Annotated in this window: 19 protein-coding genes; 4 read left to right on the top strand and 15 right to left on the bottom strand. The window is 68.7% G+C overall.

Annotation, left to right across the window (positions count from 1 at the left end):
- Positions 1-18: 18 nt before the first annotated feature.
- Positions 19-645: an arylesterase gene (locus ACQQ2N_RS10400; RefSeq protein WP_440225648.1), complete on the bottom strand. Its 627-nt coding sequence runs from the start codon at positions 643-645 to the stop codon at positions 19-21.
- Between ACQQ2N_RS10400 and ACQQ2N_RS10395 the strand changes: the two genes are divergently transcribed.
- The 4 genes from ACQQ2N_RS10395 to ACQQ2N_RS10380 all read left to right on the top strand — a co-directional run bounded on the left by ACQQ2N_RS10395 (position 644) and on the right by ACQQ2N_RS10380 (position 5,228).
- Positions 644-1,333: an ABC transporter ATP-binding protein gene (locus ACQQ2N_RS10395; RefSeq protein WP_440225647.1), complete on the top strand. Its 690-nt coding sequence runs from the start codon at positions 644-646 to the stop codon at positions 1,331-1,333. The genes ACQQ2N_RS10400 and ACQQ2N_RS10395 overlap by 2 nt on opposite strands.
- Positions 1,330-3,810 carry an ABC transporter permease gene (locus ACQQ2N_RS10390; RefSeq protein ID WP_440225646.1) on the top strand — a complete coding sequence of 827 codons (2,481 nt, stop codon included), beginning with the start codon at positions 1,330-1,332 and terminating at the stop codon, positions 3,808-3,810. The genes ACQQ2N_RS10395 and ACQQ2N_RS10390 overlap by 4 nt, the downstream gene beginning before the upstream one ends.
- A 67-nt stretch (positions 3,811-3,877) precedes the next feature.
- Positions 3,878-4,204, top strand: coding sequence for a PilZ domain-containing protein (locus ACQQ2N_RS10385; RefSeq protein WP_440225645.1), 327 nt, complete (start codon positions 3,878-3,880; stop codon positions 4,202-4,204).
- A gap of 685 nt (positions 4,205-4,889) precedes the next feature.
- Entirely contained in the window at positions 4,890-5,228 is a 339-nt protein-coding gene (locus ACQQ2N_RS10380) for a DMT family protein (protein ID WP_440225644.1), read from the top strand.
- Positions 5,229-5,445: 217 nt separating this feature from the next.
- On the opposite strand, the gene ACQQ2N_RS10375 is transcribed toward ACQQ2N_RS10380, so the two are convergent.
- From ACQQ2N_RS10375 to ACQQ2N_RS10310, 14 genes are all read right to left on the bottom strand, one after another.
- Entirely contained in the window at positions 5,446-6,333 is an 888-nt protein-coding gene (locus tag ACQQ2N_RS10375; RefSeq protein WP_440225643.1) for a glycosyltransferase family 2 protein, read from the bottom strand.
- An 8-nt stretch (positions 6,334-6,341) separates the two neighbouring features.
- Positions 6,342-8,204: a hypothetical protein gene (locus ACQQ2N_RS10370; protein WP_440225642.1), complete on the bottom strand. Its 1,863-nt coding sequence runs from the start codon at positions 8,202-8,204 to the stop codon at positions 6,342-6,344.
- A gap of 19 nt (positions 8,205-8,223) precedes the next feature.
- Positions 8,224-9,114 (bottom strand): methyltransferase domain-containing protein, encoded by an 891-nt coding sequence (locus tag ACQQ2N_RS10365; protein WP_440225641.1) that lies wholly within the window; start codon positions 9,112-9,114, stop codon positions 8,224-8,226.
- Positions 9,111-10,298: an ABC transporter ATP-binding protein gene (locus ACQQ2N_RS10360; protein WP_440225640.1), complete on the bottom strand. Its 1,188-nt coding sequence runs from the start codon at positions 10,296-10,298 to the stop codon at positions 9,111-9,113. The genes ACQQ2N_RS10365 and ACQQ2N_RS10360 overlap by 4 nt, the downstream gene beginning before the upstream one ends.
- Positions 10,295-11,065, bottom strand: a complete 771-nt coding sequence (locus ACQQ2N_RS10355) for an ABC transporter permease (protein WP_440225639.1) — start codon at positions 11,063-11,065, stop codon at positions 10,295-10,297. Before ACQQ2N_RS10355 ends, ACQQ2N_RS10360 begins: the two co-directional genes overlap by 4 nt.
- A gap of 77 nt (positions 11,066-11,142) precedes the next feature.
- Complete coding sequence (locus tag ACQQ2N_RS10350; protein WP_440225638.1) at positions 11,143-12,132, bottom strand: peptidylprolyl isomerase; 990 nt, start codon at positions 12,130-12,132, stop codon at positions 11,143-11,145.
- Positions 12,133-12,278: 146 nt separating this feature from the next.
- A complete protein-coding gene (locus tag ACQQ2N_RS10345; RefSeq protein WP_440225637.1) occupies positions 12,279-13,511 on the bottom strand; it encodes a hypothetical protein in 1,233 nt (410 codons plus the stop codon).
- A 161-nt stretch (positions 13,512-13,672) separates the two neighbouring features.
- Positions 13,673-15,304, bottom strand: coding sequence for a hypothetical protein (locus ACQQ2N_RS10340; protein ID WP_440225636.1), 1,632 nt, complete (start codon positions 15,302-15,304; stop codon positions 13,673-13,675).
- A 267-nt stretch (positions 15,305-15,571) separates the two neighbouring features.
- A complete protein-coding gene (locus tag ACQQ2N_RS10335; RefSeq protein ID WP_440225635.1) occupies positions 15,572-16,051 on the bottom strand; it encodes a hypothetical protein in 480 nt (159 codons plus the stop codon).
- A gap of 93 nt (positions 16,052-16,144) precedes the next feature.
- Positions 16,145-18,475, bottom strand: a complete 2,331-nt coding sequence (gene gspD / locus ACQQ2N_RS10330) for a type II secretion system secretin GspD (protein WP_440225634.1) — start codon at positions 18,473-18,475, stop codon at positions 16,145-16,147.
- A gap of 13 nt (positions 18,476-18,488) precedes the next feature.
- Entirely contained in the window at positions 18,489-19,232 is a 744-nt protein-coding gene (locus tag ACQQ2N_RS10325; protein ID WP_440225633.1) for a hypothetical protein, read from the bottom strand.
- Entirely contained in the window at positions 19,232-19,840 is a 609-nt protein-coding gene (gene gspM, locus ACQQ2N_RS10320) for a type II secretion system protein GspM (protein WP_440225632.1), read from the bottom strand. Before gspM ends, ACQQ2N_RS10325 begins: the two co-directional genes overlap by 1 nt.
- Positions 19,827-21,131 (bottom strand): PilN domain-containing protein, encoded by a 1,305-nt coding sequence (locus ACQQ2N_RS10315; RefSeq protein ID WP_440225631.1) that lies wholly within the window; start codon positions 21,129-21,131, stop codon positions 19,827-19,829. Before ACQQ2N_RS10315 ends, gspM begins: the two co-directional genes overlap by 14 nt.
- A 6-nt stretch (positions 21,132-21,137) precedes the next feature.
- A complete protein-coding gene (locus ACQQ2N_RS10310; protein WP_440225630.1) occupies positions 21,138-21,980 on the bottom strand; it encodes a general secretion pathway protein GspK in 843 nt (280 codons plus the stop codon).
- Between the last annotated feature and the right edge of the window lie 24 nt (positions 21,981-22,004).

The raw sequence follows: 22,004 nt of genomic DNA, 5'->3' as shown, positions 1-22,004 counted from the left end.
CAGGGAGGAGGCGCGCGCTCAGCGTTTCAGCAGCGGCTCGAGGGTCGGCCACACGTGGTCGAGCACTTTCGGCTGCGCCGCGGCGGTAGGGTGCAGGCCGTCGGCCTGCATGAGGCTGTCGTCGAGGGCGACGCCTTCGAGCAGGAACGGGACGAACGGCAGCTTGAATTCGGTCGCCAAGTCGCGATACATGACCCGAAGGCCGTCGCGGTACTGCGGTCCGTAGTTGACCGGAATCTCGATGCCGAGCAGCAGCGCCTGCGCGCCGGCGTCGCGGACGAGGGTCAGGATCTTCACGAGGTTCTCGCGCGGCGCGCTCACCGGCAGGCCGCGCAGCGCATCGTTGGCACCGAGCTCGACGAGCACGATCGCCGGCGCGTGGTCCGCGAGCAGCTTCGGCAGGCGCGCGAGTCCGCCGGCCGTGGTCTCGCCGCTGATCGACGCGTTGACGACCTCGCGTGCGGGATCCTGTTCGGCCAGGCGCTTGCGCAGCAGGCTCACCCAGCCTTCCTCGGCACGGATGCCGTAGGCGGCCGACAGCGAGTCGCCGAGCACGAGCACCTTGCCGCCCGCCGCCTCGGCGCGCGGCGTCGCCATCGCCATCCCCGTGAACACCAGTACAGCCAGAAGGAACGCGCGCAGCATGACCATCGATTCCAGGATCGTCCTCTCGGCCGACAAGCTTAGCAAAGCCGTCGACGGCCCCGACGGCAGGCTCGTCATCCTCGAGGACGTCGGCCTGACGGTCGAACGCGGCGCGAGCGTCGCGATCGTCGGCGCCTCGGGCTCCGGCAAGACCACCCTGCTCGGCCTGCTCGCCGGCCTCGACCGCCCGAGCGGCGGCAGCGTCTCGCTGGCGGGCCAGCGTCTGGACACGCTCGACGAGGAAGCGCGTGCGCGCCTGCGCCGCCGCCTGGTCGGCTTCGTGTTCCAGTCCTTCCACCTGCTCCCGGCGCTCAACGCCGAGGAGAACGTGATGCTGCCGCTCGAACTCGAGGGCCGCGACGATGCGCGCGAGCGCGCCGCGGCCGTGCTCGCCGACGTCGGCCTGCACAAGCGCCTGCACCACTACCCGCACCAGCTCTCGGGCGGCGAGCAGCAGCGTGTCGCGCTCGCGCGCGCGTTCGTGCACGAGCCCGAGGTGCTGTTCGCCGACGAGCCGACCGGCAACCTCGACCAGCGCACCGGCGCGGCGATCACCGACCTGCTGTTCGCGCTCAACCGCGAGCGTTCGACCACGCTCGTGCTGGTCACGCACGACCTCACCCTCGCCGCCCGCTGCGCGCGCACGATCCGCCTGCGCGACGGCCGCGTCGTCGAGGGCGACGCATGAAGCCGCTCGTGTTCGCGGCGCGCAGCCTGCGCCGCGAGTTCCGCCACGGCGAACTCGCGACGCTGGCCGCCGCGCTCGTGCTCGCGGTCGCCGCGCTGGCCGCGGTCGGCACGCTGGCCAACCGCGTCGAGCGCGCGATCCTCGCCTCGGCCTCGGAGCTGCTCGGCGGCGACCTCGGCGTCAGCGCGCGGCGCAGCGCCCTGCCCGACACCTTCACGACGCAGGCCGCCGACATCGGCCTGCGCAGCAGCCGCATCGTCGAGTTCTCGAGCGTCGTGTTCGCGGGCGAGGCGAGCCAGTTCAGCGAGGTGCGCGCGGTCGACGCGTCGTTCCCGCTGCGCGGCCGCTTCGCCGCGCTCGATGCGCAAGGCCGCGAGTTCACCGCGCAGGCGCCGCCACCGGGCCAGGTGTTCGCGGATCGCGCCGTGCTCGTCGCGCTCGGCCGCAAGGTCGGCGAGGCGCTGCAGATCGGCGGACGCGACCTCGCGATCGCGGGCGAGATCGTCAGCGCACCCGGCGGCGCGGTGTTCCAGTTCGCGCCGACCGTGCTCATGAACCTCGACGACGCGCAGGCCAGCGGCCTGCTCGGCATCGGCAGCCGCGCGAGCCATCGCGTGCTCGTCGCCGGCAGCGAGGCACAGGTGAACCGCTATGCCGAATGGGCGCGCGCGAATCTTCCGCCGGCCGCACGCGTGAGCACGGTCGAGGATGCGCAGCAGAACCTGCGCACCTCGTTCGAACGCGGCGAGAGCTTCCTGCGCCTCGCCGCGCTGCTCGCGGCGCTGCTGTCGGGCATCGCGGTCGCACTGGCCGCACAGCGCTTCGCGCGCCGCAAGACCGAGGACGTGGCCTTGCTGCGCTGCCTCGGCGCGAGCCGTCGCGAGATCGTGCTTGCGCTCGTGCTCGAACTTGCCCTGCTCGCGGTACCGGCCTGCCTCGTCGGCATGGCACTCGGCCTCGGCATGCAGGAAGCCGCGTTCGCGTTCGCACGCGACATGCTGCCGGGCGAGGCGCCGTCGATGCCGTGGGGCCCCGCGGCTTCGGCATTCGCGATCGGCCTCGCCGTGCTGTTCGGCTTCGCGCTGCCGCCGCTGCTGCGCCTGCGCGACGTCGAACCGATGCGCGTGTTCCGCCAGGAAATGGAAGGCCGCACGCGCCGTTTCGACGTGCTGTACCTGCTGCCGTTCGTGGTCGGCGCGGTGCTGATCCTCGTCGAAAGCGGTTCGGCGCGCCTGGCCGGCGTGCTCGGCGGCGGCCTGATCGGTGTCGCGCTCGCGACGCTGCTCATGACGCTGCTGCTGTTGCGTGTACTGCGTGCGGGTGGAAAGACACTGCGCGGTGCGCTGCGCTTCGGCCTCGCCAACCTCGTGCGCCGCCGTGCGCTGACGCTCGTGCAGGTCGGCGCGCTCGCGCTGAGCCTGACCGCGCTCGACCTGCTCGCCGTGATCGGCCCGTCGCTGCTCGACCGCTGGCGCGCCGACCTGCCTGACGACACGCCGAACTATTTCGTGCTCAACGTGCAGCCCGAGCAACGCGACGATTTCGAGAAGCGCCTCACCGACCTGCACGCGACGCGCGTGAGCATGCTGCCGCTCGCGGCCGGCAAGCTCGTCGCGATCAACGGGCAGACGCCGCGCGCCTCGGACTACGCCGACGAGCAACGCGCCGGCAACTGGATCGAGGGCGAGGTGCGCGTATCGTGGAGCGAGGCGCTGCCCGAATCGAACCGCGTGATCCTCGGCCAGTGGCACGGCGCCGAGAACGCGACGCCGCAGCTGTCGGTCGACAAGAGCTGGGCCGAGATGTTCGCGCTCAAGCTCGGCGACACGATGACGCTGCGCTTCGGCGATGCCGAGATCACGGCCACCGTGGCCAGCGTGCGCGAGATCGACTGGGATTCGTTCCGCGTCAACTTCTTCATGATGCTGGACCCGCAGCATGCGAAGGAGCTTCCGCACAGCCTCATCGCGAGCTTCCACGTGCCGGCCGGCACGTCGTTGTCGGCGTTGTCGCGCGAGATGACCAACCTGTCGCTGATCGACATCCAGTCGATCCTCGACCGCGTGCGCGACATCATCGAGCGCGTGTCGTCGGCGGCGACCTGGGTGCTCGGCTTCAGCCTCGCCGCGGGCCTGCTCGTGCTGCTCGCCGCGCTCGCCGCGACCGCCGACGAGCGTCGTTTCGAGATCGCGCTGCTGCGCACGCTCGGCGCGAACCGCCGCCAGCTCACGACCGCGGTGCTCGGCGAGTTCGCGGCGCTGGGCCTGCTCGCGGGCCTGGTCGCGGCGCTCGGCGCGGCCGGCACCGGCATCGCGCTCGCACGTACGGTGTTCCGCCTGCCGGATTACCTGCCGCCGGTCGGACCGCTCGCGATCGTCGCGATCCTGTCGGCGATCGTCGTCATGCTTGCAGGCTTGGCCGGTACGCGCCGCATCGCCCGCACGCCGCCGATGCTCGTGCTGCGTCGCGGCACCTGAGAGCCGCGTCACGCCGCGGGGCCGCCCGGGTTGCGCGGCCTCGCGGCGCACGGCTAAGGTGGCTGCGATGAGCACCAGCGAAAAGCGCCGCCATCCGCGATTGCCGATCTTCTCCGCCGCGCTGATCACGCGCGGCGGCGACGGCTGGCTCAGCGAGGTGCGCGACCTTTCGCAAGGCGGCGCGCGGCTCGGCCGCCCGCGCCACTGGCGCGATGCCGGCGACGACGCCTGCCGCATCTGGTTCGTGTTCGACCAGGAAACCGTCGTCGCGCTCGACGCGACCTGCGTGCGCGACGGCGAGGACGACCTCGGCTTCTCTTTCCTTCCCGGACAGGAAGCCTCGATCGACTCGGTGCTGTACGAGTCGCGGTTCCTCGACAAGGATGATCCGTGAGGGGCTGGTTCACCGCCTTCGCGTAGGACGGACGGCCGCAGGCGCTCCTGCCGTTGAGCGCGATGCCACTCCGATGGTGGAATCCGCTTCGCGAGTTTCGCCCTACGGTCCCGACACGCCCAGTTTCATGGTCATCCCCTCAAGCGTCACCTTCAGCGTCTAGGTCTGCGCCCCACTGCAATGCTTGAATGGATTCGGCTTGACCAGCCATTCGGCTGTTGAGAGCCGCCGGAATGACGGCGGTAAGGGCGTGTCGGCTGGGGGCCGTTCGCCGCTATGGATGCACGACGCCATGTTCTCGAGTTTCCGTCATCCTGGCGGAAGCCGGGATCCCCTCAAGCCTCACATCCAGCGCCAAGGCATACATCCCGCTGCAACGCTTGAATGAATGACCAGCGCTGCGCGCTGTTGTGAAGCGCCTCCGGCTTCCGCCGGAATGACGATGAAGGGAGGCTCCGGTGCGAATGGAGCGGCCCTCCACTGCGCTTGATCGGACTCCGTCTTGCCCCTCCATTCGGCTGTTGGAAGCCGCCGGAATGACGGCAAGGGGGATCGCCTGGTTCCGGGCCTGTCGACCACCTCGACATCCACCCTCCGACCGGACCGTCGCCGCCATCCCGCATGGGCCGCCACGCGCTATCGTGCGCGCCAGCCGTCCCGCCCCGGGACGCCGGAGCGTCTTCGCATGTGGAACTACCTCGCCCCGATCCTGCTGCTCGTGGGTTCGAACGTGTTCATGACGTTCGCGTGGTACGGGCACCTCAAGTACACGAACAAGCCGCTGCTGCTCGTGATCATGGTGAGCTGGGGCATCGCGTTCTTCGAGTACTGCCTGCAGGTGCCGGCCAACCGCATCGGCTACACGGTGTACAACGCCGCGCAGCTCAAGACGATGCAGGAGATCATCACGCTCGCGGTGTTCGTGGTGTTCTCGGTGACATGGCTCGGTGCGCCGCTCAAGTGGAACCATCTCGTCGGCTTCGGGCTCATGATCGCGGCGGCGTTCTTCATCTTCCGCGAGTGAGTAGCGCAGGCGTCGCATCCATGCGCGGACGCAGTGTCCTTACGCCGGTCGATTCGCGGAAGCGCCGGAGACCATCCGACGCACGGATGGCATGGCGTGATTGCGCGCACCGTCGCATCCATACGCCGGAGACGGCCGTGCATGCCGATGCGCCTGTGCGGAAAGACCGGCCTTCCGGAACGGAATCCTCGACGGCGTGAGGCGTCGACCCCGCGACTCAGCGGCTGCGGCGCGCCCGAATCCCCCGCAGGAACAGGCGCGGCGCGACGAGCGCGAAATGCGCCCACAGGCCGCACCAGACCACGACGCGTACGACCACGTTGCGTGCAGCCGGATCGAAGCGGCGGAACCAGCGCCACATGCCGTGATGCTTGTGGCGCGCGACGAACACGGGGCGGCTGCGACTCGAGCTGCCCTGCTCGTGCCGCACACGCACGCCGGGCACGAACACGACGGCGCGCCCTGCGTCGCGCACGCGGCGGCAGAGGTCGAGATCCTCGCAGTGCAGGAAGTAGCCCTCGTCGAAACCGCCGACGCGCTCCCAGGCTTCACGCGTAACGAACAGACAGGCACCGGAGACCGCATCGACCGGCTCCGGTGCATCGCCGCCCGCGAACGGCGGCATCTCGACACCGTCGTCACCCTCACGATCGAACAGCGTCGCGAGCGCGCGCCGCAGGGTCGGATCGCGGCGCCGGATCGCACGTTCGGGACGCCCTGCCGCATCGCGCACGTGTGCGCCGGCAAGGCCGATGCCGGGATCGTGCGCTGCCGCCGCCCGGAAACCTGCGAGGCTGTCGGGCTCGACGAGGCCATCCGGATTGAGGAACACGAGCGCATCGCCGCGTGCGAGTGCAGCTCCGCGGTTGCAGGCCGTGCCGAAACCGAGGTTCGCGCCGTTCTCGACGACGCGCACGCGCGCGTCGCCCGCGTGCGCGGCCGCGATGCGGGCAGGCTCGCCATCGCGTGACGCGTTGTCGACGACGAGCACCTCGACGGGCACCGTCGAGTCGAGAACGCGCGCCACGCAGGCCGACGCGAGCGGCCCGCTGTCGGCGGTCACGATGACGACGCTGGTCAGGCCTTGCGCATGCGGCGAGGCCATGCGGAGCCTCAGAGTCCCGAGGTCAGGCGATCGCCCTGTTCACGCGCGGCTGCCCACAACGCCGGCCAATGGCGCCACGCGGCGGCCATGTCGCCGAGTTCGTCGGCCGCTGCGCGCGCGCAGCCGGCCGTGTCGATGTCCTCGGCCCAGTCGCCCAGGCGCGGCGGCGAACGCTTGAGCAACGCGTTGCCGTTGGCCTGCACGATCGTGCGCACGTCGGCTTGCCAATAGACGGGCGCGTCACCGAGCAGTTCGAACTGGTGCTGCAGGCGTTCGACGACGTCGGCACGCACGAAGCTCAGGTACTCGTCGAGCGTCGAGATCATCGTCGCGTCGTCGGCGGCGGCGAGGTCACCGACGATGCCGGCGAGCAGCTCCAGGCGACGCGCGGGATCACCGGCCTTGGCGGTACCGGTCTGGTTCGAAACGTAGTCGCGCAGGAAGTGGTTGAAGCGCGGCGTGTGTGCAGCCATCGTGACGTCCGAGCGGCGGCGCGCAGCCTCCTGCACATGCCCGATCGCGGTCGGCAGGTGCAGCGCGAGCGAACCGGGGCGGCAGAACTGCGTGGCCACGCTGGCGAGACCATCCTCGCCGCGACCGTCGGGGTTCGTGCACGGCAGCAGTTCGCGGTTGTCGAACGCGAACGGCGTGAACGTCGCGACGCTCGCGGGCTTGGCGCGCATCCATCCGAACCAGAGGCTCTGCGCCTCGATGTTGCGCAGGTAGGCGTCGCGGTCGGCCCAGAACTCGGCACGGCTGTCGGCGTCGAGCTGGTAGAGCCACAGCGCGCTCTCGGTGCCCGAGCTGCCGCAGGTGCCGTTGAGCGTGTAGAGCACGCGCGCATCACCGCGCAGATGCTCGAGTCGGCCGAGGTTGAGGCCATGCAGGCTGGCGCGATCGATGCCGTACTCGGGGCGTGCGGAGACCGCGCCGAAGCGTTCGCCACAGGCTTCCAGGTGCAGCTCGAACGGATCGCTCGCGTCTTCCTCGCCCGCCGCGAGCGCGTCGTCCATGCGCCGGAAGAAGCGTGCCGAGGCCGCGAGCGTGGCGTTCGGATCGATGCCGTCCTGCGCATCGCCGTGGCGACGCAGCGGGAAGCGGAAATCCTCGTCGAGCAAGGCGAACTGGCGTCCCGCGGAGAGCAGCAGCGCGAGGTTCCACGACCGGCCACCACCACCGCGACGGGTGCGCGGGCCGCGGTCGATGAGCCACTCGAGCGTCGACTTCGCTTCCGGAACCGCCTTGGCGAGGCGCTCGCGGATGCGCGTGCGCTCGGCGGGACCGACGTAGCTGACCGGATTGCCGACGGCGCGCGCGAACTCGCGCAGCAGGTCGCGGTTGCGGTCGCGGTTGGCCGCATCGAGCGAATCGTCGAGCAGGACCACATGGCGCGCGACGCGGAAGCGACGCTCGTACTCGGCGAGCGAGGCAAGCAGCGCGCCGAGCTGCTGCGGGCGGTCGCAGGCGCGGAGGTAGATCGCATGCAGTGCGCGAGGCTCGGCATCCGGCGCACGCGCAAGGCCTTCGAGGAACTGGCTGTCGGAGATCAGCAGGCCGCTGCGCGCGAGGCCTTCGAGGCCCTTGCGGATGCGGTCGGGCTGGTTGAGGCCCGGCACGACGGATACGACGCGCGCGACGTGCTCGTCGAGGGTGCGGAACTCGCGGCACTGGTCCATCGACTGCAACACGTGGTGCGAGAGCACGTGGCGCTCGCCGGAGTCCTTCGCGATGAACGCGAACTCCTCGCTCGACAGCGGCGCGACCACGGCATCGACGGCCGCGTAGAGGGGCGCATCCTGGGTGGGACGCGCGGCCGGCGCGGCGAACTGAAGGTTGCCGTAGTTGATCTGGAAATCGGGCGTACTGTTCATGGACTCGATCGTGTCGTCATCAGGCGCCGAGCAGGCGCCGCCACCACGGCGCTGGCGTGGGGGCGGGGGACGCGTTGCGCAAGCGTTCGACCTCGGCCTCGAGCTCGAGGATGCGGGCGCCGGCCTGCATGTTGCGCCGTACCTCGCCATTGTAATGCGCGTAGACGGATTCCTCGCGGTCGCCGAAAAGCGACATGCCGGGCAGGTCCTCGGGCAGCGGATCGCGCGAGCACACCGCCACGTAGTAGAGGGGAGCGTGACCCAGCCCCTCGGTCACCTCGGCGCCGTCCTGCGACGCCGTGGCCGCCACGCCACGGCCCGCAGGCGCGTCGAGCGACCACATGACGGACTGGAACAGCAGCTTCTGCGCGTAGAGGCGCACGTACGGGAAATGACGCCCCAGCAGTGCCGTGAATTCGTCGCGGTACAGCTCGCGCACGTGGTACTCGTTGCGGAAGCCGGCGACGTCGCTGTACGTCGCGCGGTCCGGCGAGGAGATCAGCAGCAGCCCGCCCGGCGCGAGCACGCGCGCGAAGCCTGCCACCAGCGCCTCCTGCTCGTGGAGGTGCTCGAGCGTCTCGAACGAGACGACGAGGTCGAAGCCGGCATCGTCGAAGCCGAGCGCGGACGCGTCACCTTGCACGTAGCGCAGGTTCGTGCGTGCACCGTAGCGCGTGCGAGCATGGGCAACGGCCTCGTCGGCGATGTCGACGCCGGTCACGTCGGCGGCGACCGTCGCGAGCAGGTTCGAGCCGTAGCCCTCGCCGCAGGCGGCATCGAGCACGCGGCGTCCGCGCGCGAACGGCAGCGCGAACGCGTAGCGGTGCCAGTGCTCGTGCCAGATCTCGCGCACGCACTCGGGCGTGAAGCGCTCGCCGGTGAAGGCCAGCGCGGGGGATGGATCGGTCATGCGTCCTCCACGGAATGCCAGCGGTGCGCCAGGCGCACGAGGCCGAACTCGCGCGATTCGCCACGCACCGTCAGCGTGCGCTCCTCGGTGTCGAACAGTCGCAGGCCCTCGGTGTCCATCACGTGCGCGCGCAACGTGTAGCTGCCCGGCAGCAAGGCGAGGTCGTCGAGCGTGATGCAGGCGACGAAACCGTCGCCATCGCGACACGGCACGACGCCGTCCATGTCGGTGCTCACGCCGTAGACGGCGGTGCCGTCGGCGCGGGCGAGACCGAGCATCGCGATCGGCACCCGGCCGTCGCGTGAACGCAGGCGCATGCGCACGTCCACGCGTGCGCCGGTCGACACGACGACCGGAGTCTGGCCGTCATCGCCGTCGACCGCCATCGAGGCGATCGAGAACTCCTGCCCTGCTGCGGCCACACGCGCGACCGGGGCGTCGCCCGACTTGCGCTCGTGCCAGGCGAGATAGGCCTGGGTGACGTCGTAGACGTCGCCGTGGGCCGCCACCTCGCCGTGCTTGAGCCACAGCGCGCGACGGCAGAGTTTCTGCACGTGGTACATGCTGTGCGACACGAGCAGCAGCGTGCCGCCGCCTTCGAGGTATGTCTCCATCCAGCGCACGCACTTCTTCTGGAACGACTCGTCGCCGACCGCGAGCACCTCGTCGGTGATGAGCAGGTCCGGGCGCATCGACGCGATGACCGCGAAGCCGAGGCGCACGACCATGCCCGACGAGTAGTGCTTGACCGGTTCGTCGATGTAGCTGCCGATGTCCGCGAACGCGACGATGCCCGGCATGCGTTCGCGCATCGCGTCGGCATCCAGACCGTGCAGCGCACCGGCCATCGCGATGTTGTCGCGCCCGCTGTACTCGGGATGGAACCCCGCGCCGAGCTCGAGCAGCGCGCCGACCGTGCCGTCGACCGCGACGGATCCCGTGGTCGGCGTCAGCACCCCGGTGATGAGCTTGAGCAGCGTCGACTTGCCCGCGCCGTTCTCGCCGATGATGCCGACGGACTGGCCGCGCACGATCTCCAGATCCACGCCGCGGACCACGTGCTGGACGTCGACGTCACGCCGACCAACCAGCAGGCGGCCGAGCGCACGCAGGCGGTCGGCATGCCGGAAGGCCTTCGGGTAGGCCTTGCCCAGGCCACGCGCGCGGACGAGCACATCGCTCACAGGAAGTCCTCGAAGTGCGGATCGAGCCGGCGGAACACGAACAGGCCGGTCGCGAGCACGATCGCGGCGACGAGCAACCCGATCAGGATGCGCGCGGGATCGATGTCGCCGTGGCCGAGCAGCAATGCACGCAAGGTCTCGATGTAGACCGTGAACGGATTGAAGTCGAGCCAGTGGCGGTACGCCTCGGGCAACGTCGCGCGGTCGTAGAAGATCGGCGAGGCGAACATCAGCAGCGTGAGCACCTGCGCGAGTGCCTGCACGAGGTCGCGCACGAATACCTGGATGCCCGCGCAGAGCAACGCGATGCCGAAGGCGAGCGCGAACAGCGGCACGTAGGCGAGAAGCGCGAGTGGCAGCATGGCGAGGTTCACGCCCTGCCCCGCGACCGCGAGCACTACGAGGATCGCGATGTAGCCACCGAGGTGCAGCAGGAAGCTCGCACTGCTCGGTGCGAGCACGAGCAGCTCGCGCGGCAGCGCGACCTTGCCGATCAGCGCGGCGTTGTCCTGGATGGCCGTCGTCGAACGCAGGATCGCCTCGGAGAACGCGATCCACGGCCACATCGCCACGACGAGGAACGGCACGTAGCTGGGCGCATCCGCGCCGGGAACGCGCGCCTTGAAGATCTGCACGAACACGAACGCGTAGATCGCGAGCTGCAGCAATGGCTGCACGAGCGCCCATCCGAAGCCCGTGAAGCTGCCCCGGTAGCGCTCGCGCAGTTCGCGCCTGATGAAGTGCGCAGCAAGCCTTGCGGCCTTCATGCCCGTCCTGGTTGCATCGTCAGCCGGCTAGTGTAACGCCGTCCGGTGCCTCACGACGATGCGCGCACCGCGAGGCCTCAGTTGGCCTTCGCGGGCGCCTTCTTCGCGGCTTTTGCGTCCGCCTTCGCGGCAGCGGCGGGGTCCGGCAGCAACGGCGCCGGCATGTAGCGCGTGCGCAGCGAAGCCACGGCGTCCGGATTCGCATCGAGCGTCTCGCTGCGCAGCTGGTCGACGTATTCCTTGACCTTCTGCTCGCTCAGGCCCGTGCGCAGGTTGTCGACCAGCGTGAGGCGGACCTCGTCATAGGTCCTACGGCGAGCCTCCTCACGGCTTTCCAGCTTGATGACGTGGTAGCCGAACTGCGACTTCGTGACCGGGGCGAGTTCGCCGGGCTTGCGCAGCAGGTCGGCGGCCTGGGCGAAGTAGCGGTCCATGCGGTTCGAGTTCGCGTCGATGATCCTGCCCTTGTTGGCAGCCTTGGACGGATCATCCGAGAACTCCATGACGAGCGCCTCGAAGTCCTCGGTCGCAGCGCGCTCGTGGATCCTCGTGGCGAGGGCCTTGGCCTCGTCGTCGGGGCGCGCCTTCGTGTCGATGAGGATGTGGGTCACCGTCACGTGAACAGGCGTGTCGAACGCCGACGGATCCGCCGCGTAACGTTCGCGCGCGAGCTTCTCGACGTCGCCCACATCGAGCTTCTCGCGGAAGTCCATGATCGTCTGCGCGCCGATCACGTTCTCGGCCGACATGTCCATCGCATGCTTGACGACGGGATCCTTGTCGAGCCCCTTGGCAATGCCGGCGTTGGCAAGCTGGCGGGTCAGCAGGATCTGCGTGATCAGGTCCTCGATGCGCTTCGGGCTGTTCATCGTGTCGGCGCGCTGATGCGGCGGAATGCGCAGCATCGAAGCGTCGATATCGGCCAGCGTGACCGTCGCGTCTCCGCGCGAGGCCACGACCGTTTCCGGCGGAAGCTTGTCCTCGGCGAACGAAACGGACGACACGGCACAGCACGTCATGGCGATCACGCCGGCGAGCGCACGCGCGGGAAGCAGCGGGAAAGGCATCATCGAGTCCTCGAAACGGGGAACGGCGCGCGAGCTGCGCGCCACTTGAAGGGCACTGTATGACTTCGTGGATGCACGGGAGTTCCGGCGCCACAAACGAAAACCGCCGGGCACGGACGTGCCCGGCGGTTGATGGAGCGTTGACGTCAGTTGTAGTCCGGGTCGAGCGTGAGGACCGTACGCTGGATGTCGGCATTGCACCACGCCGCCGTCGGTGTCGTGCACAACCAGTTGGACTGCGCGTTCGCAGGATTGAGCGAGCCGGGCGTCGAGGCATTCACCGCGATGATGTTGAGGTAGTAGCTCTTGCCGGCCTCGATCGGGCACTGGTCACCGTTGTACGGCGCGTTCGCGACCGTGACGACCGTCGCGAGCGACGCGCCTTCCTGTCCGGCATTGACGATGCATCCCGGCGGAATCGGCGAAATCTGCGTCGACCGGAACTGGCCCGGGCATGGTGCGACCGCCATCGACACCAAGGTACCCGGCACACTGGACGTGCTGTACGGCTTGATCTGGTTGCGCAGTCCCTTGAATGCCGGTTCACCGGCACGGGGGGCACGGAACTTGAGGGCGAGGAACTCGCCCTGGTTGATGCGGTAGCCGAACAGGCTGCCATGAATACCCGGATGGCCGTAGCCCTCCGAAACCGGACCAGGGCTCGGAATGAGACGACCGCCAATGACGCCACCGCCGCCGTAAGCGCCAAACAGGTTGATGTAGGCCGTACCATCCTTGAGACCAGCCCCGTTGTAGGCGTGCTGTCCGGTCGTCGTGACCTGGAGTTGGCGCTTGGCCATGGTCAGGCCATCATGTCCGTCGGTCGGGACCTGATCGCCATACGGGCAGTCACCGACGGCAACCGTTGCGGGCTGCACGGTGACTTCGGCACTCTGGATCACGGGCGACTGGATCGCATAGCCGCCGCTCGAGAGCGAGCACTGCACCTGCAGCTTGAACTTCCACTGCGCCGTCGTGCTCGTGTTGTCGAACGCGAGGACGCGATTGGCGCTGGTACCGCAATTCGTGCACAGCGTGGTGCCATCGGCCCAGCCCGCACCGGACACGATGCCGGAACCGGTCGTGTTGACGACACCGCGCAGCGTGCAGTTCGCACCGGACGGGATGCCCTGCACGGTCGCGGTCACGCCCGTGATGCCGCTCGCATGCGGACCCGTGGGGACATTCACGCTGATCGTGCTCAGGCCCGCCGCACCATCGGGCAGGCAGGTCATGCCCGTGACGCCCTGAAGCGTCACGCGGCCACTGGCCGGATCCACCGACATGCGATTGGCCGTCATGCCTTCGCAGACACCGTTGTTGCCTGCGCGCTCGATGCGCACGGGAAACGTCTGCGCCAAGGCGACGACGGGCAGCATCAAGACTGCCGAAAGCAGGATTCTTCCTGAAATGGGGAGTTTCATGAACGCGGGCTTCCTGAGGGTGCCGAAAACTGTCGGTACCTTAGCCCCCGAACGCCCAAAAAGAAAGCCCCGCCGAAGCGGGGCTTTCCCTGAAACATCACACTAGCGCGAGTCGATCAGGAGCAAGCGCCCGTCGTGCCGCCGGAGCAGCTACGCGAACCCTTGTGCTTCCACAGACCCGAGTAGTTCGACAGCTTGCCCGGAGCAGCGTTCGCGTTGACGTAGTTCGTCGCGGCGAAGCCCGTGATCGGCAGACCGAAGAACGTCACGCCTTCCGCCGAGGTCGGCAGAGCGTGGACCTGCGTGGCCGGGTTCAGGCCGATGCGCATCCAGCCGGCGTTGAGGCCGTCGGCGCGGACGTCGACGTTCTCGGCGAGAGCCGAACCGAGGACCGGCGAGGTGCGGTCCGCGACGTAGTCGGCGGTCGACTGGAACGAGATGACCTGCGTCTCGTAACGGAGGACCGGGACCAGCTCTTCCGGGTTCTCGCAAGGCGAGAAGCAGAGGTCGCACGCCGGGTTCTGCGAATCCGAACCCGTACAGGCGCCCGGACCCTGCTCTTCACGATCGAACGGGGTCAGCGTCACTTCGACGCGCGAACCCTGGTTGTAGATCTCGACGAACGGCGCGCGGGCCACGCCGGTCGCACCGAGGCGGTACGGACGGTCGACGTAGAAGCCCTTGGTCGGGAACGTCACGGCCCAGTCGGTCGTCGCCGCAGCGCCGCCGCCCAGAACGTACTCGTTGAAGATCGCGTCGTGCGTGAACAGCGCGCTGAACGCGTCGATGCGCTGCGTGCCGGCCGCCGTGCCGTAGGTCGCGGTGACGACCTGGCCGTTGCGGAACACGAACGCCGTAGCCGTCGCCGACGGGAAGCCGACGTCGCCGATCGACGGGCTGGTGTTGCCCGGGTTCGTGTGGCTGAAGCCGCCGGCGGCGTAGAAGCCGTCAACCGCGTCGGCCGAGTACGGCAGGAGGACGCCGTTCGCGCCGTCGACGATCGAGGCCGAACCGAACAGGCCACCCGTGGCCGGACCGAGGTCGACGGTGTTGTCGACGGTCCAGTAGCCGGCGTTCGGGTACGAAGCCCACGCGTTGCGGACCTTCTGGCAGTTCAGCGGAACGCCCGTCGCCGAGACGTGCGTGATCGCCGCGACCGAGTTCTGCGCCGGAGCGCCCGACTGGCCGGGGTTGTTGCCGACCACGCCCATTTCGATGATTTCGAAATGGCCTTCACGCGTGTTCGCGAGCGAACGACCCGCGCTGCCCGAGGCACCGTAGTTCGCGTCGGCCGAGTACAGCGCGCTCGAGAACTTCACGTACGCCTGGCCGTTCGGCAGGACGCCGATCGCACCGTTCGACTCGCCATCAGCCGCACCGAGAATGCGCGGCACCGTGCACGACGTGTCCGTCGTGGTCAGGTTGGCCTGCTGCTGGTCGGCGAGCTTGAAGACCGTGGCGGTCCACACGTCGTACGGCGACAGGTACAGGTTGAAGTCGCGGACTTCGCGGCTGTTGCGGCCTTCCAGGAAGCGGACCTTGACGGCCTTGCCCTGGTTCGTCGTGTTGACGACCGAGAACGCCGTGGTCAGGTTCGACGGATCGGCGATCTGGTTCTTGGCGACGTTGACCGTGTAGTACGGGTAGATCAGGACCTGGCCGAGGCCGTCCGGATTCAGCGTCACGGCGGTGGCGAGGTTAGCGATGCCAACCGTGCCGGCGATACCAGCGACGACGGCAGTCGTCAAGCTGTTTCTTTTCATTGCAACACTCCTAATTTTGACCACAGGGCTTTGCTTACGGTTTTGCTTTACGGCTAACCCCACTCCGCAGCGTTATTGCGCCTTGTATAGGGCAAGGTTAGGCAACAGCGCCGCAATCGTACGGCAAGGTCTGGACAGGTGCAATCCCTCCGCACCCCTCCCCGGGGCGGGTCGCGGAGACACCGGATCCGCCGGTTTCCCGGCCTCTTCGGAGCACCCCTGACCCCACTTGCTTCCCCCGACTCTAGCAGATCAGGGCTCCTGCGACGCGTCGTCCGTCGCCTCCCAGTCTTTTCCGGTCTCCTTGGGCTGGGCCGCACCGAGGAAGTACCAGGCGCCGTCGGCATCGCGGATCCAGCTCTCGCTCACGAAGCTCAGCGACGGAATCATGCTGCCGCCGATCGGCACGGTGATGTCGAGCTGCAGGTTGACCACGCAGGAATCCGCCGTCTCGCACTCCTTGCCGGTCACCGTGACCTTGTCCCAGCGAACGGGCCGGTTGTTCATGCGCTGCGCGTAGTCGTCGCGCGGGTCGGTCGCGCGCTTGCCCGGCGTCAGGTAGTCGTAGGCCTTCTCGGCCTGCTTGGCGATCAGCAGGTTCCAGCGCTCGACGGCGCGGACTTCGGGGGCCGCAGCCTTGCCGGACGCGCGCGTGCCGCCTCCCGTGGCACAGGCACCGAGCAGGAGCGCGGCGGCGATAAGCAGCGTGGTGCGGAACATCGGAAGCGTCATGGCAACTCCTGGATCGAATGGATGGGGCAGCGGGAACGCCGCGCACGGGGCGTCGTCAGACGCCGCGCGTGCCGGAAGGTTCCCGGCACCCGGTCAGTCCTGAGGCGGCTCGGCCGGAGGAGGCGGCGAGCGCTCGAGGCCGCCGCGCATCTGCTGGCGCATCGGCGCGAGGCTCTGGAACTGGCGACGGTACTGCTCGGTGACCTCGCGCGCCTCCTCGGTGTTCGTCATCACCTCGGGCGTGATCAGCACGATGAGCTCGGTACGCTCGCTCTGCTTGGACGTCGAACCGAACAGGCGGCGCAACACCGGCACCTTGTTGAGCAGCGGCACGCCGTTCTCGGCCGTGCGGTCGTCCTCGGAGATCAGGCCGCCGAGCAGCACGGTCTCGCCGCTCTGCACGGCGATCTGCGTGTCGATCGTGCGCTTGTTGATCGGCGGGTTGACGTTGGTGCCGGTCGTTGCGCCAGGCTTGCTGACTTCCTGCGACACCTCGAGGTAGACGAGGCCACCCGGATTGACGCGCGGCTTGACCTGCAGGATCACGCCCGTGTCGATGTACTGCGTCGTGCCGTACCCCGAGTTGTAGGCCGATGTCGTCGATCCCGTCGTCGAGGAGCCCGTCGTGGGGATCGAATAGCCGAGAAGCGATTGCGTCTGGATCGGGATCTGCGTACCGACGTTGATCTGCGCTTCCTGGTTGTTGGTCACCACCAGCGACGGCGCCGACAGCACCTTGGCCTGGCCCGACTGCTCGAGCGCGCTCAACGCGACCTGGAACTTGCTGTTGACGTACGACCAGAACATCGTGCCGCTTTCACCCGGGCCGGTACGGCCGAGGCCGCTGCGCTGGCGGTCCGAGCGGTTGAGCACGTCGTAGTCGATCGCCGCGTAGGGATCTTCCTTGCCACGCGCGCCCGCGAACCACCATTGCACGCCGAACTGCAGGTCGCCCGTGAGGCCGACCTCGAGGATCTTGGTCTCGATGTGGACCTGCAGCGGGGCGATGTCGAGGCGGCGGATCGCGCCCTGCATCGCCTCCCATTCGGCCGGCGTGGCCATCACGAGGAGCTGGTTGCTCTCCTCGACGGCGGTGATGCGGATGTCGGTCTCGGCACCTCCGGACGAACCGCCCGCTGCCGGCGCCGTGGGCGTCGAACCCGCCGCGCCCCCCGGGGCAGCCGCGTTGATCGACGCCGCGCCGTTGCGGCGGCTCGAGAAGCGCGAACCCGGCGTGCGGCCGCTGCCGCCGCCGCCGATCGTCGCCGACGACAGGCCCGGCGCCACCGAGCCCGAGGTGCTCGAACGACGCGAACCACCGCTGCGCGAGCCACCGACGAAGATCTCGTTGAGATAGTCGGCGAGGTCGAGCGACTTGATGTTCTTGACGTCGTAGACGTACAGCTGGGTCGTGGCCTCGTCGCCCGCGCGGTCGAGGCGACGCAGCCATTCCTCGGCCTGGCGCAGGTATTCCGGCTGCGGCGTCAGCGCGATGATCGCGTTGGAGCGCTCGATCGGGATGAAGCGGAACATGCCCGCGAGCGGCGACTCGCCCGTCGCGCCGAACACCTTCTCGAGTTCGGGAAGCAGCGTACCGACTTCGGTGTACTGCAGCGTGAAGACGCCGACCGACATGCCCTTGAGCCAGTCGACGTCGAAGATGTCGATCGTCTGCTGGTAGTTCTCGAGCTCGGCGGCGGTGCCCGCGAGCACCATCATGCTGCGCGAGGTGTCGGCGTTGATGATCGCGTCGGCCTTCGCGTACGGCTTGAGCAGCTTGGCCATCTCGCTCGGCGACACGTAACGCAGCGGGAACACGCGCACCTCGTAGCCGCGTGCGAGCTTGGGCGGCGCGACGCGCGGCGTCAGGTTGCCGGGCAGCGCATCCTTGATCTGCAGCACCGTGTAGCGGCCGTCGCGATAGACGAGCGTGTTGCCGGTCCACGACAGCAGCATCTCGAGCACCGACATCGCCTGGTCGGCGCGGATCGGCCGGGAGGTCGAGAACGACACGTTGCCGCCGACGTTCGGCGCGATCGTGTAGTTCTGCTGCAGCAGGTCGCCGAGGATCGCCTTGACGACGGCCTGGATCGGGTTGTTCTCGAAGTTGAAGTCGACCTGTCCTTCCGGACCCGGGGCGGGCGGTGCCTTGCGCGCGGCGGCTTCGTCGAAGAACTTGCCCGTGCCGACCTCGACCTGGGGCTTCGGCGGCGTGATGTTCCGGTCCTCGTCGTTGTCGAGGCGGATGCCCTCGAGCTTCGAGGGTTCGTCCGGCCTCACGGCGGTCTTCGCACCGAAGTTGTCGGCGGTCAGCGGCGCGGCATGCAGGGCCTGGTCCTCGGACGGACGCGTGGGCGCGCTCGAGCATCCCGCGAGCACGGTCAGGCAGGTGGCGAGCGAAACGAGGAGCGCTCTCGAAGGCACTGGCGTCATTCCATCACTGTTTCTGGTCACTGGAACTGTTTCCTCTGCGTTCTGCCCGCATGCGCTCGGCTTCCTCGCGCATCTGGCGACGACGTTCCTCGATGCGCTTGGCGAGATCGGTATCGGCTGCGCCCTGCTTGGCGTCCGGCGCCACCGCGCCCGGAGGCGCCGGCGGCGGCGTGCCGGGCACGGACGGCGGTGCACGCGGCGGCGTCATGGGCTTGCCGGGCGGCGTCGCCGCGGTCTGCAACTCCACTTCGGCCGTCTCGTCCGCAGCGTTCGTGAACACGGCCACGCGCGGCTCGAGCCGCGTCAGTGTCCAACCGGACTGGTCGCCATCGAGCGGCATACCGACCTTGAGACTCATCGTTTCGTTCCGCGCGTTATCGCGGACCATCGCGACCCGCAGCTCGGGCTGGGTGTCGGTCTTGCGCACGACGATCACGCCGGTCAGCGTGACGTTGAGCGGTACGGGCGGTGGACCTTCGGCAACCACCTCCGTATCGGCGACCGGCGTCGGCTTGCGGTCGTCGTTGAACAGCGGGCGTTCGCTGACCTCGCTGAAGCGCGTCGCGGCGGGCAGGCTGAAGGGCTGGCGGTCGATCGTGCCGGCGAGCGCCTCGGGCGAGGACTCGTCCGGCGGCAGCCAGCCGTAGCCGCGTCCGTAACCGGCGAGCTGGACGAGCGCGGCGAGCACGAGCAGGCCGCATAGTCCGGCCAGGCCCAGCGTGGTCATGCGTGCGAGCTGGACGTCCATCAGGCCCCCGCCGCCTTGCCGGGCACGCGCAGGTAGCCGGACACGTTGAAGCGGACGTCGAGCGGCGCGACCACGGCCTTGCCGCCGGGCGGCACGTAGGTCTGCTGCTTGTAGATCATCATCTGGTCGACGAACAGGTAAGGCTTGCCGTTCTCGAGGTCGTAGAGGATGTCGGCGAGCGACTCGAGGTCGCAGCGCAGGCGCACCTGCACCGTGATGCGCTTGTAGAGCTCCTCCTCGCCGCCGCTGTAGGACTGCGTGCTGACGATCGAACAGCGCTTGGCATCGGTGTGGTCGGTCTGGGCCTGCTTGACGCGCTGGATCAGGCCGGCCGACGCGGCATTCGCATCGGCATCGGCGAGGAACGCCTGGTTGCCCTGCTCGTAGGTGCGCACCTCGGCGAGCTTCTGCTCGATCAGCGGCCGCTCCGCGGCGATGCGCGCGAAGCGCTGCTGCTGTTCACGCAGTTCCGCCATTTCATTGAAGTAGCCGATGTGCGGCGCGACGAACCACCAATGCACGCCGAGCACGTACACGAGCAGCAGCACGATCGCGAGCAGCATGACGGCGAGCGGTCGCCCGTCGCGCGGAGCCTTAGCGAGCGCCATCGGCGGCCTCCTTCTGCGCACGCGCGTCGACGGCGGGATCGGCGGCCTTCTTCGCGGAGTCGTCCGTGGCGCTCGCCGCGCCCGCATCCTTCTTCGCGGCATCGGCCGCGTCCTTGCCACCCTCGACGGCGGCGCCACCCGGTGCGGCAGGCGTGTCGGCGGCGTGACCGATGTCGACCGGGCGCGGATCGGCGCTGATCGTGAAACGATCCTTCGAGGTGCGCGGATCCGGCTGGATCTGCCCCTCGAAACGCGGGCTGCCGAGGTACGGCGACGACGCCAGCACGCTGATGAGATTCGCCGCTTCCTTGCTCTGGCCCTGGATCTGGATCTGGTTGTTCTCGATCTGCAGGCGCTCGAGGTAGGTGTCGTCCTTGAGACGGTGGGTCAGATCGTTGAGCAGCCCGATCACGACCGGCCCCTTGCGCTTCTTGTCGCTGAGGAAGTTCGCGCCGCCGATCGAATCCTGCAGCGTCTTGCGCAGCTCGGTGACCTCGGTGGCCGCGGCGCGCGCCTGGTCGACCGCGGCGCTCATCGCCTCGACGGCGGCGGCGCGGTTGGCGAGCGACTCGGACATGTTGAACACGAGCAGCGCCAGCGCGGCGGCCGCGAGGCCCAGGTTGAGCGGCAGGCGCATGTCGCGGCGGCGTGCGCGACGCTCGGACGGCAGCAGGTTGATGTGGTGGCGGCCTTCGCCCGGGGCGCCCCTCCAGATGTCGACCGCATCGAGCTCGGCGGTGCCGTTCGCGAACGCGGCGAGCTCCGGGTCGAGGCTCGTGCGCGGCATCACGACGAGCTCGAGGCGCATGTTGCGCGCGCCGGCATCGCGCGACGCAACGCGGCTGTCGAAATAGACCTGGTCGGCCTTGAACGGTGTCTGCCGATCCATCTCGAACGCGAGCACCTGGCGCAGGTTGTCCTCGGCGGCGGCAGGCAGGGTCATCGCACGCGTCAGCGCACGGGCCCCGGGGATCACGAGCACCGTGCGCGCGTTCGGGTTCTCGATGCGTGCGCGCAGGCGGCGGAAGGCGTCGAGCTGGGCTTCCGGCACGTCGTCGAGCGAGATGCGACCGAACTCGACCGTACCGCCGGCACGCTCGCGCCACACGACGAGCTCGCGTTCGCGGACCTCGAGCAGCAGCGCCTCGGAGCGCCCGGCGAGTCGCTTGCGCCAGTGCTCGGGAAGGCAGGCCAGCAGCTCGCCGCCCCACCACGCGAAGAAGCGCGGCAGGGGGGTCTTGGCAAGGCGCGTCCGCAGACGCGCCAGTTGTCTGTCCAGGGCTTCGTTCACGGCAGGCTAGGAATTTTCGCCATCACGCCAGCGAAGGACCACGAAGGGCCGCCCCGCCGAGTTCATCCCACCCATGCGGATCGTCGCATCCAGCATGGCGCTCGCCCCATTCGGGAGCTTGGCACGGGACTTGACACTATACGTCAGCCCCCCGCCGTCCGCCATGAGGGGTGTCCCGTCGGGCAGGACGAGCCCCGACGCTCCCATGTTCAGCTCGCCGGGGGCCAGCTGCTGGCGCTGCGCGATGAGCTGCTGTGCGTACTCCTCGGTCATGCCGGGCATCGCCATGAGCGCCTCGAGGGGCGCGAAGGCGGCGCTCGGCGTGCCTCGACCCGAGTACATCGTGATGGCGGGTTCGATCTTCATGTAGATGTCGTAGGTCATCCCGAGGACTTGCTGGAGTTCGGACAACGTCTCGAACGGAGCGTTCCTCGGCCCATACGGAAGATCGATCGCCTTGTAGTCGTCGAGCTCGGCGCCGAACGTCGAGCGGAGGTCGTCCGGATCGCGCCAGTCCTGGATCGCGTCGGCGAGTTCCTCGGCCTTGTCCTCCTCGACCCCGGCACCCATGAGCAGGTTGCGCAGCGTGAGCGGATCCGCCGTGTTGATGTCGATCTTGCCGGAGTCGTCGGTGATCGAGATCTCGATCTGCGCGTCGTCGAACGTGAACGTGTACGGCCTGCCATCAGCCATCCATTTCTCTTCGGGCGAGGTCTTGCTGAGGCCGAACACCGCAAGGTTGAGCCCCGCCTCGGCGGCGTAACGCGCGGTAGTCGTGTCGAACAGGTGGCGCGACTGCATGCCTTCGGTGTGCGCGATCAGCGCGAAGCTGCCGAGCAGCACCGACATCATCGCGATGACCCACATCACGAG

The sequence above is a fragment of the Dokdonella aquatica genome, assembly GCF_051987395.1.
Lineage (GTDB): Bacteria > Pseudomonadota > Gammaproteobacteria > Xanthomonadales > Rhodanobacteraceae > Dokdonella.
This window is presented reverse-complemented; position numbering and strand designations above follow the sequence as displayed.

Bases quoted from the DNA above. Each gene is read 5' to 3' on its own strand.
- ACQQ2N_RS10395 (WP_440225647.1), top strand. From the start codon at position 644: ATGACCATCGATTCCAGGATCGTCCTCTCGGCCGACAAGCTTAGCAAA.
- ACQQ2N_RS10400 (WP_440225648.1), bottom strand. From the start codon at position 645: ATGCTGCGCGCGTTCCTTCTGGCTGTACTGGTGTTCACGGGGATGGCG.
- ACQQ2N_RS10390 (WP_440225646.1), top strand. From the start codon at position 1,330: ATGAAGCCGCTCGTGTTCGCGGCGCGCAGCCTGCGCCGCGAGTTCCGC.
- ACQQ2N_RS10385 (WP_440225645.1), top strand. From the start codon at position 3,878: ATGAGCACCAGCGAAAAGCGCCGCCATCCGCGATTGCCGATCTTCTCC.
- ACQQ2N_RS10380 (WP_440225644.1), top strand. From the start codon at position 4,890: ATGTGGAACTACCTCGCCCCGATCCTGCTGCTCGTGGGTTCGAACGTG.
- ACQQ2N_RS10375 (WP_440225643.1), bottom strand. From the start codon at position 6,333: ATGGCCTCGCCGCATGCGCAAGGCCTGACCAGCGTCGTCATCGTGACC.
- ACQQ2N_RS10370 (WP_440225642.1), bottom strand. From the start codon at position 8,204: ATGAACAGTACGCCCGATTTCCAGATCAACTACGGCAACCTTCAGTTC.
- ACQQ2N_RS10365 (WP_440225641.1), bottom strand. From the start codon at position 9,114: ATGACCGATCCATCCCCCGCGCTGGCCTTCACCGGCGAGCGCTTCACG.
- ACQQ2N_RS10355 (WP_440225639.1), bottom strand. From the start codon at position 11,065: ATGAAGGCCGCAAGGCTTGCTGCGCACTTCATCAGGCGCGAACTGCGC.
- ACQQ2N_RS10350 (WP_440225638.1), bottom strand. From the start codon at position 12,132: ATGCCTTTCCCGCTGCTTCCCGCGCGTGCGCTCGCCGGCGTGATCGCC.
- ACQQ2N_RS10345 (WP_440225637.1), bottom strand. From the start codon at position 13,511: ATGCTGCCCGTCGTCGCCTTGGCGCAGACGTTTCCCGTGCGCATCGAG.
- ACQQ2N_RS10335 (WP_440225635.1), bottom strand. From the start codon at position 16,051: ATGACGCTTCCGATGTTCCGCACCACGCTGCTTATCGCCGCCGCGCTC.
- ACQQ2N_RS10325 (WP_440225633.1), bottom strand. From the start codon at position 19,232: ATGGACGTCCAGCTCGCACGCATGACCACGCTGGGCCTGGCCGGACTA.
- gspM (WP_440225632.1), bottom strand. From the start codon at position 19,840: ATGGCGCTCGCTAAGGCTCCGCGCGACGGGCGACCGCTCGCCGTCATG.
- ACQQ2N_RS10310 (WP_440225630.1), bottom strand. From the start codon at position 21,980: ATGTCGGTGCTGCTCGGCAGCTTCGCGCTGATCGCGCACACCGAAGGC.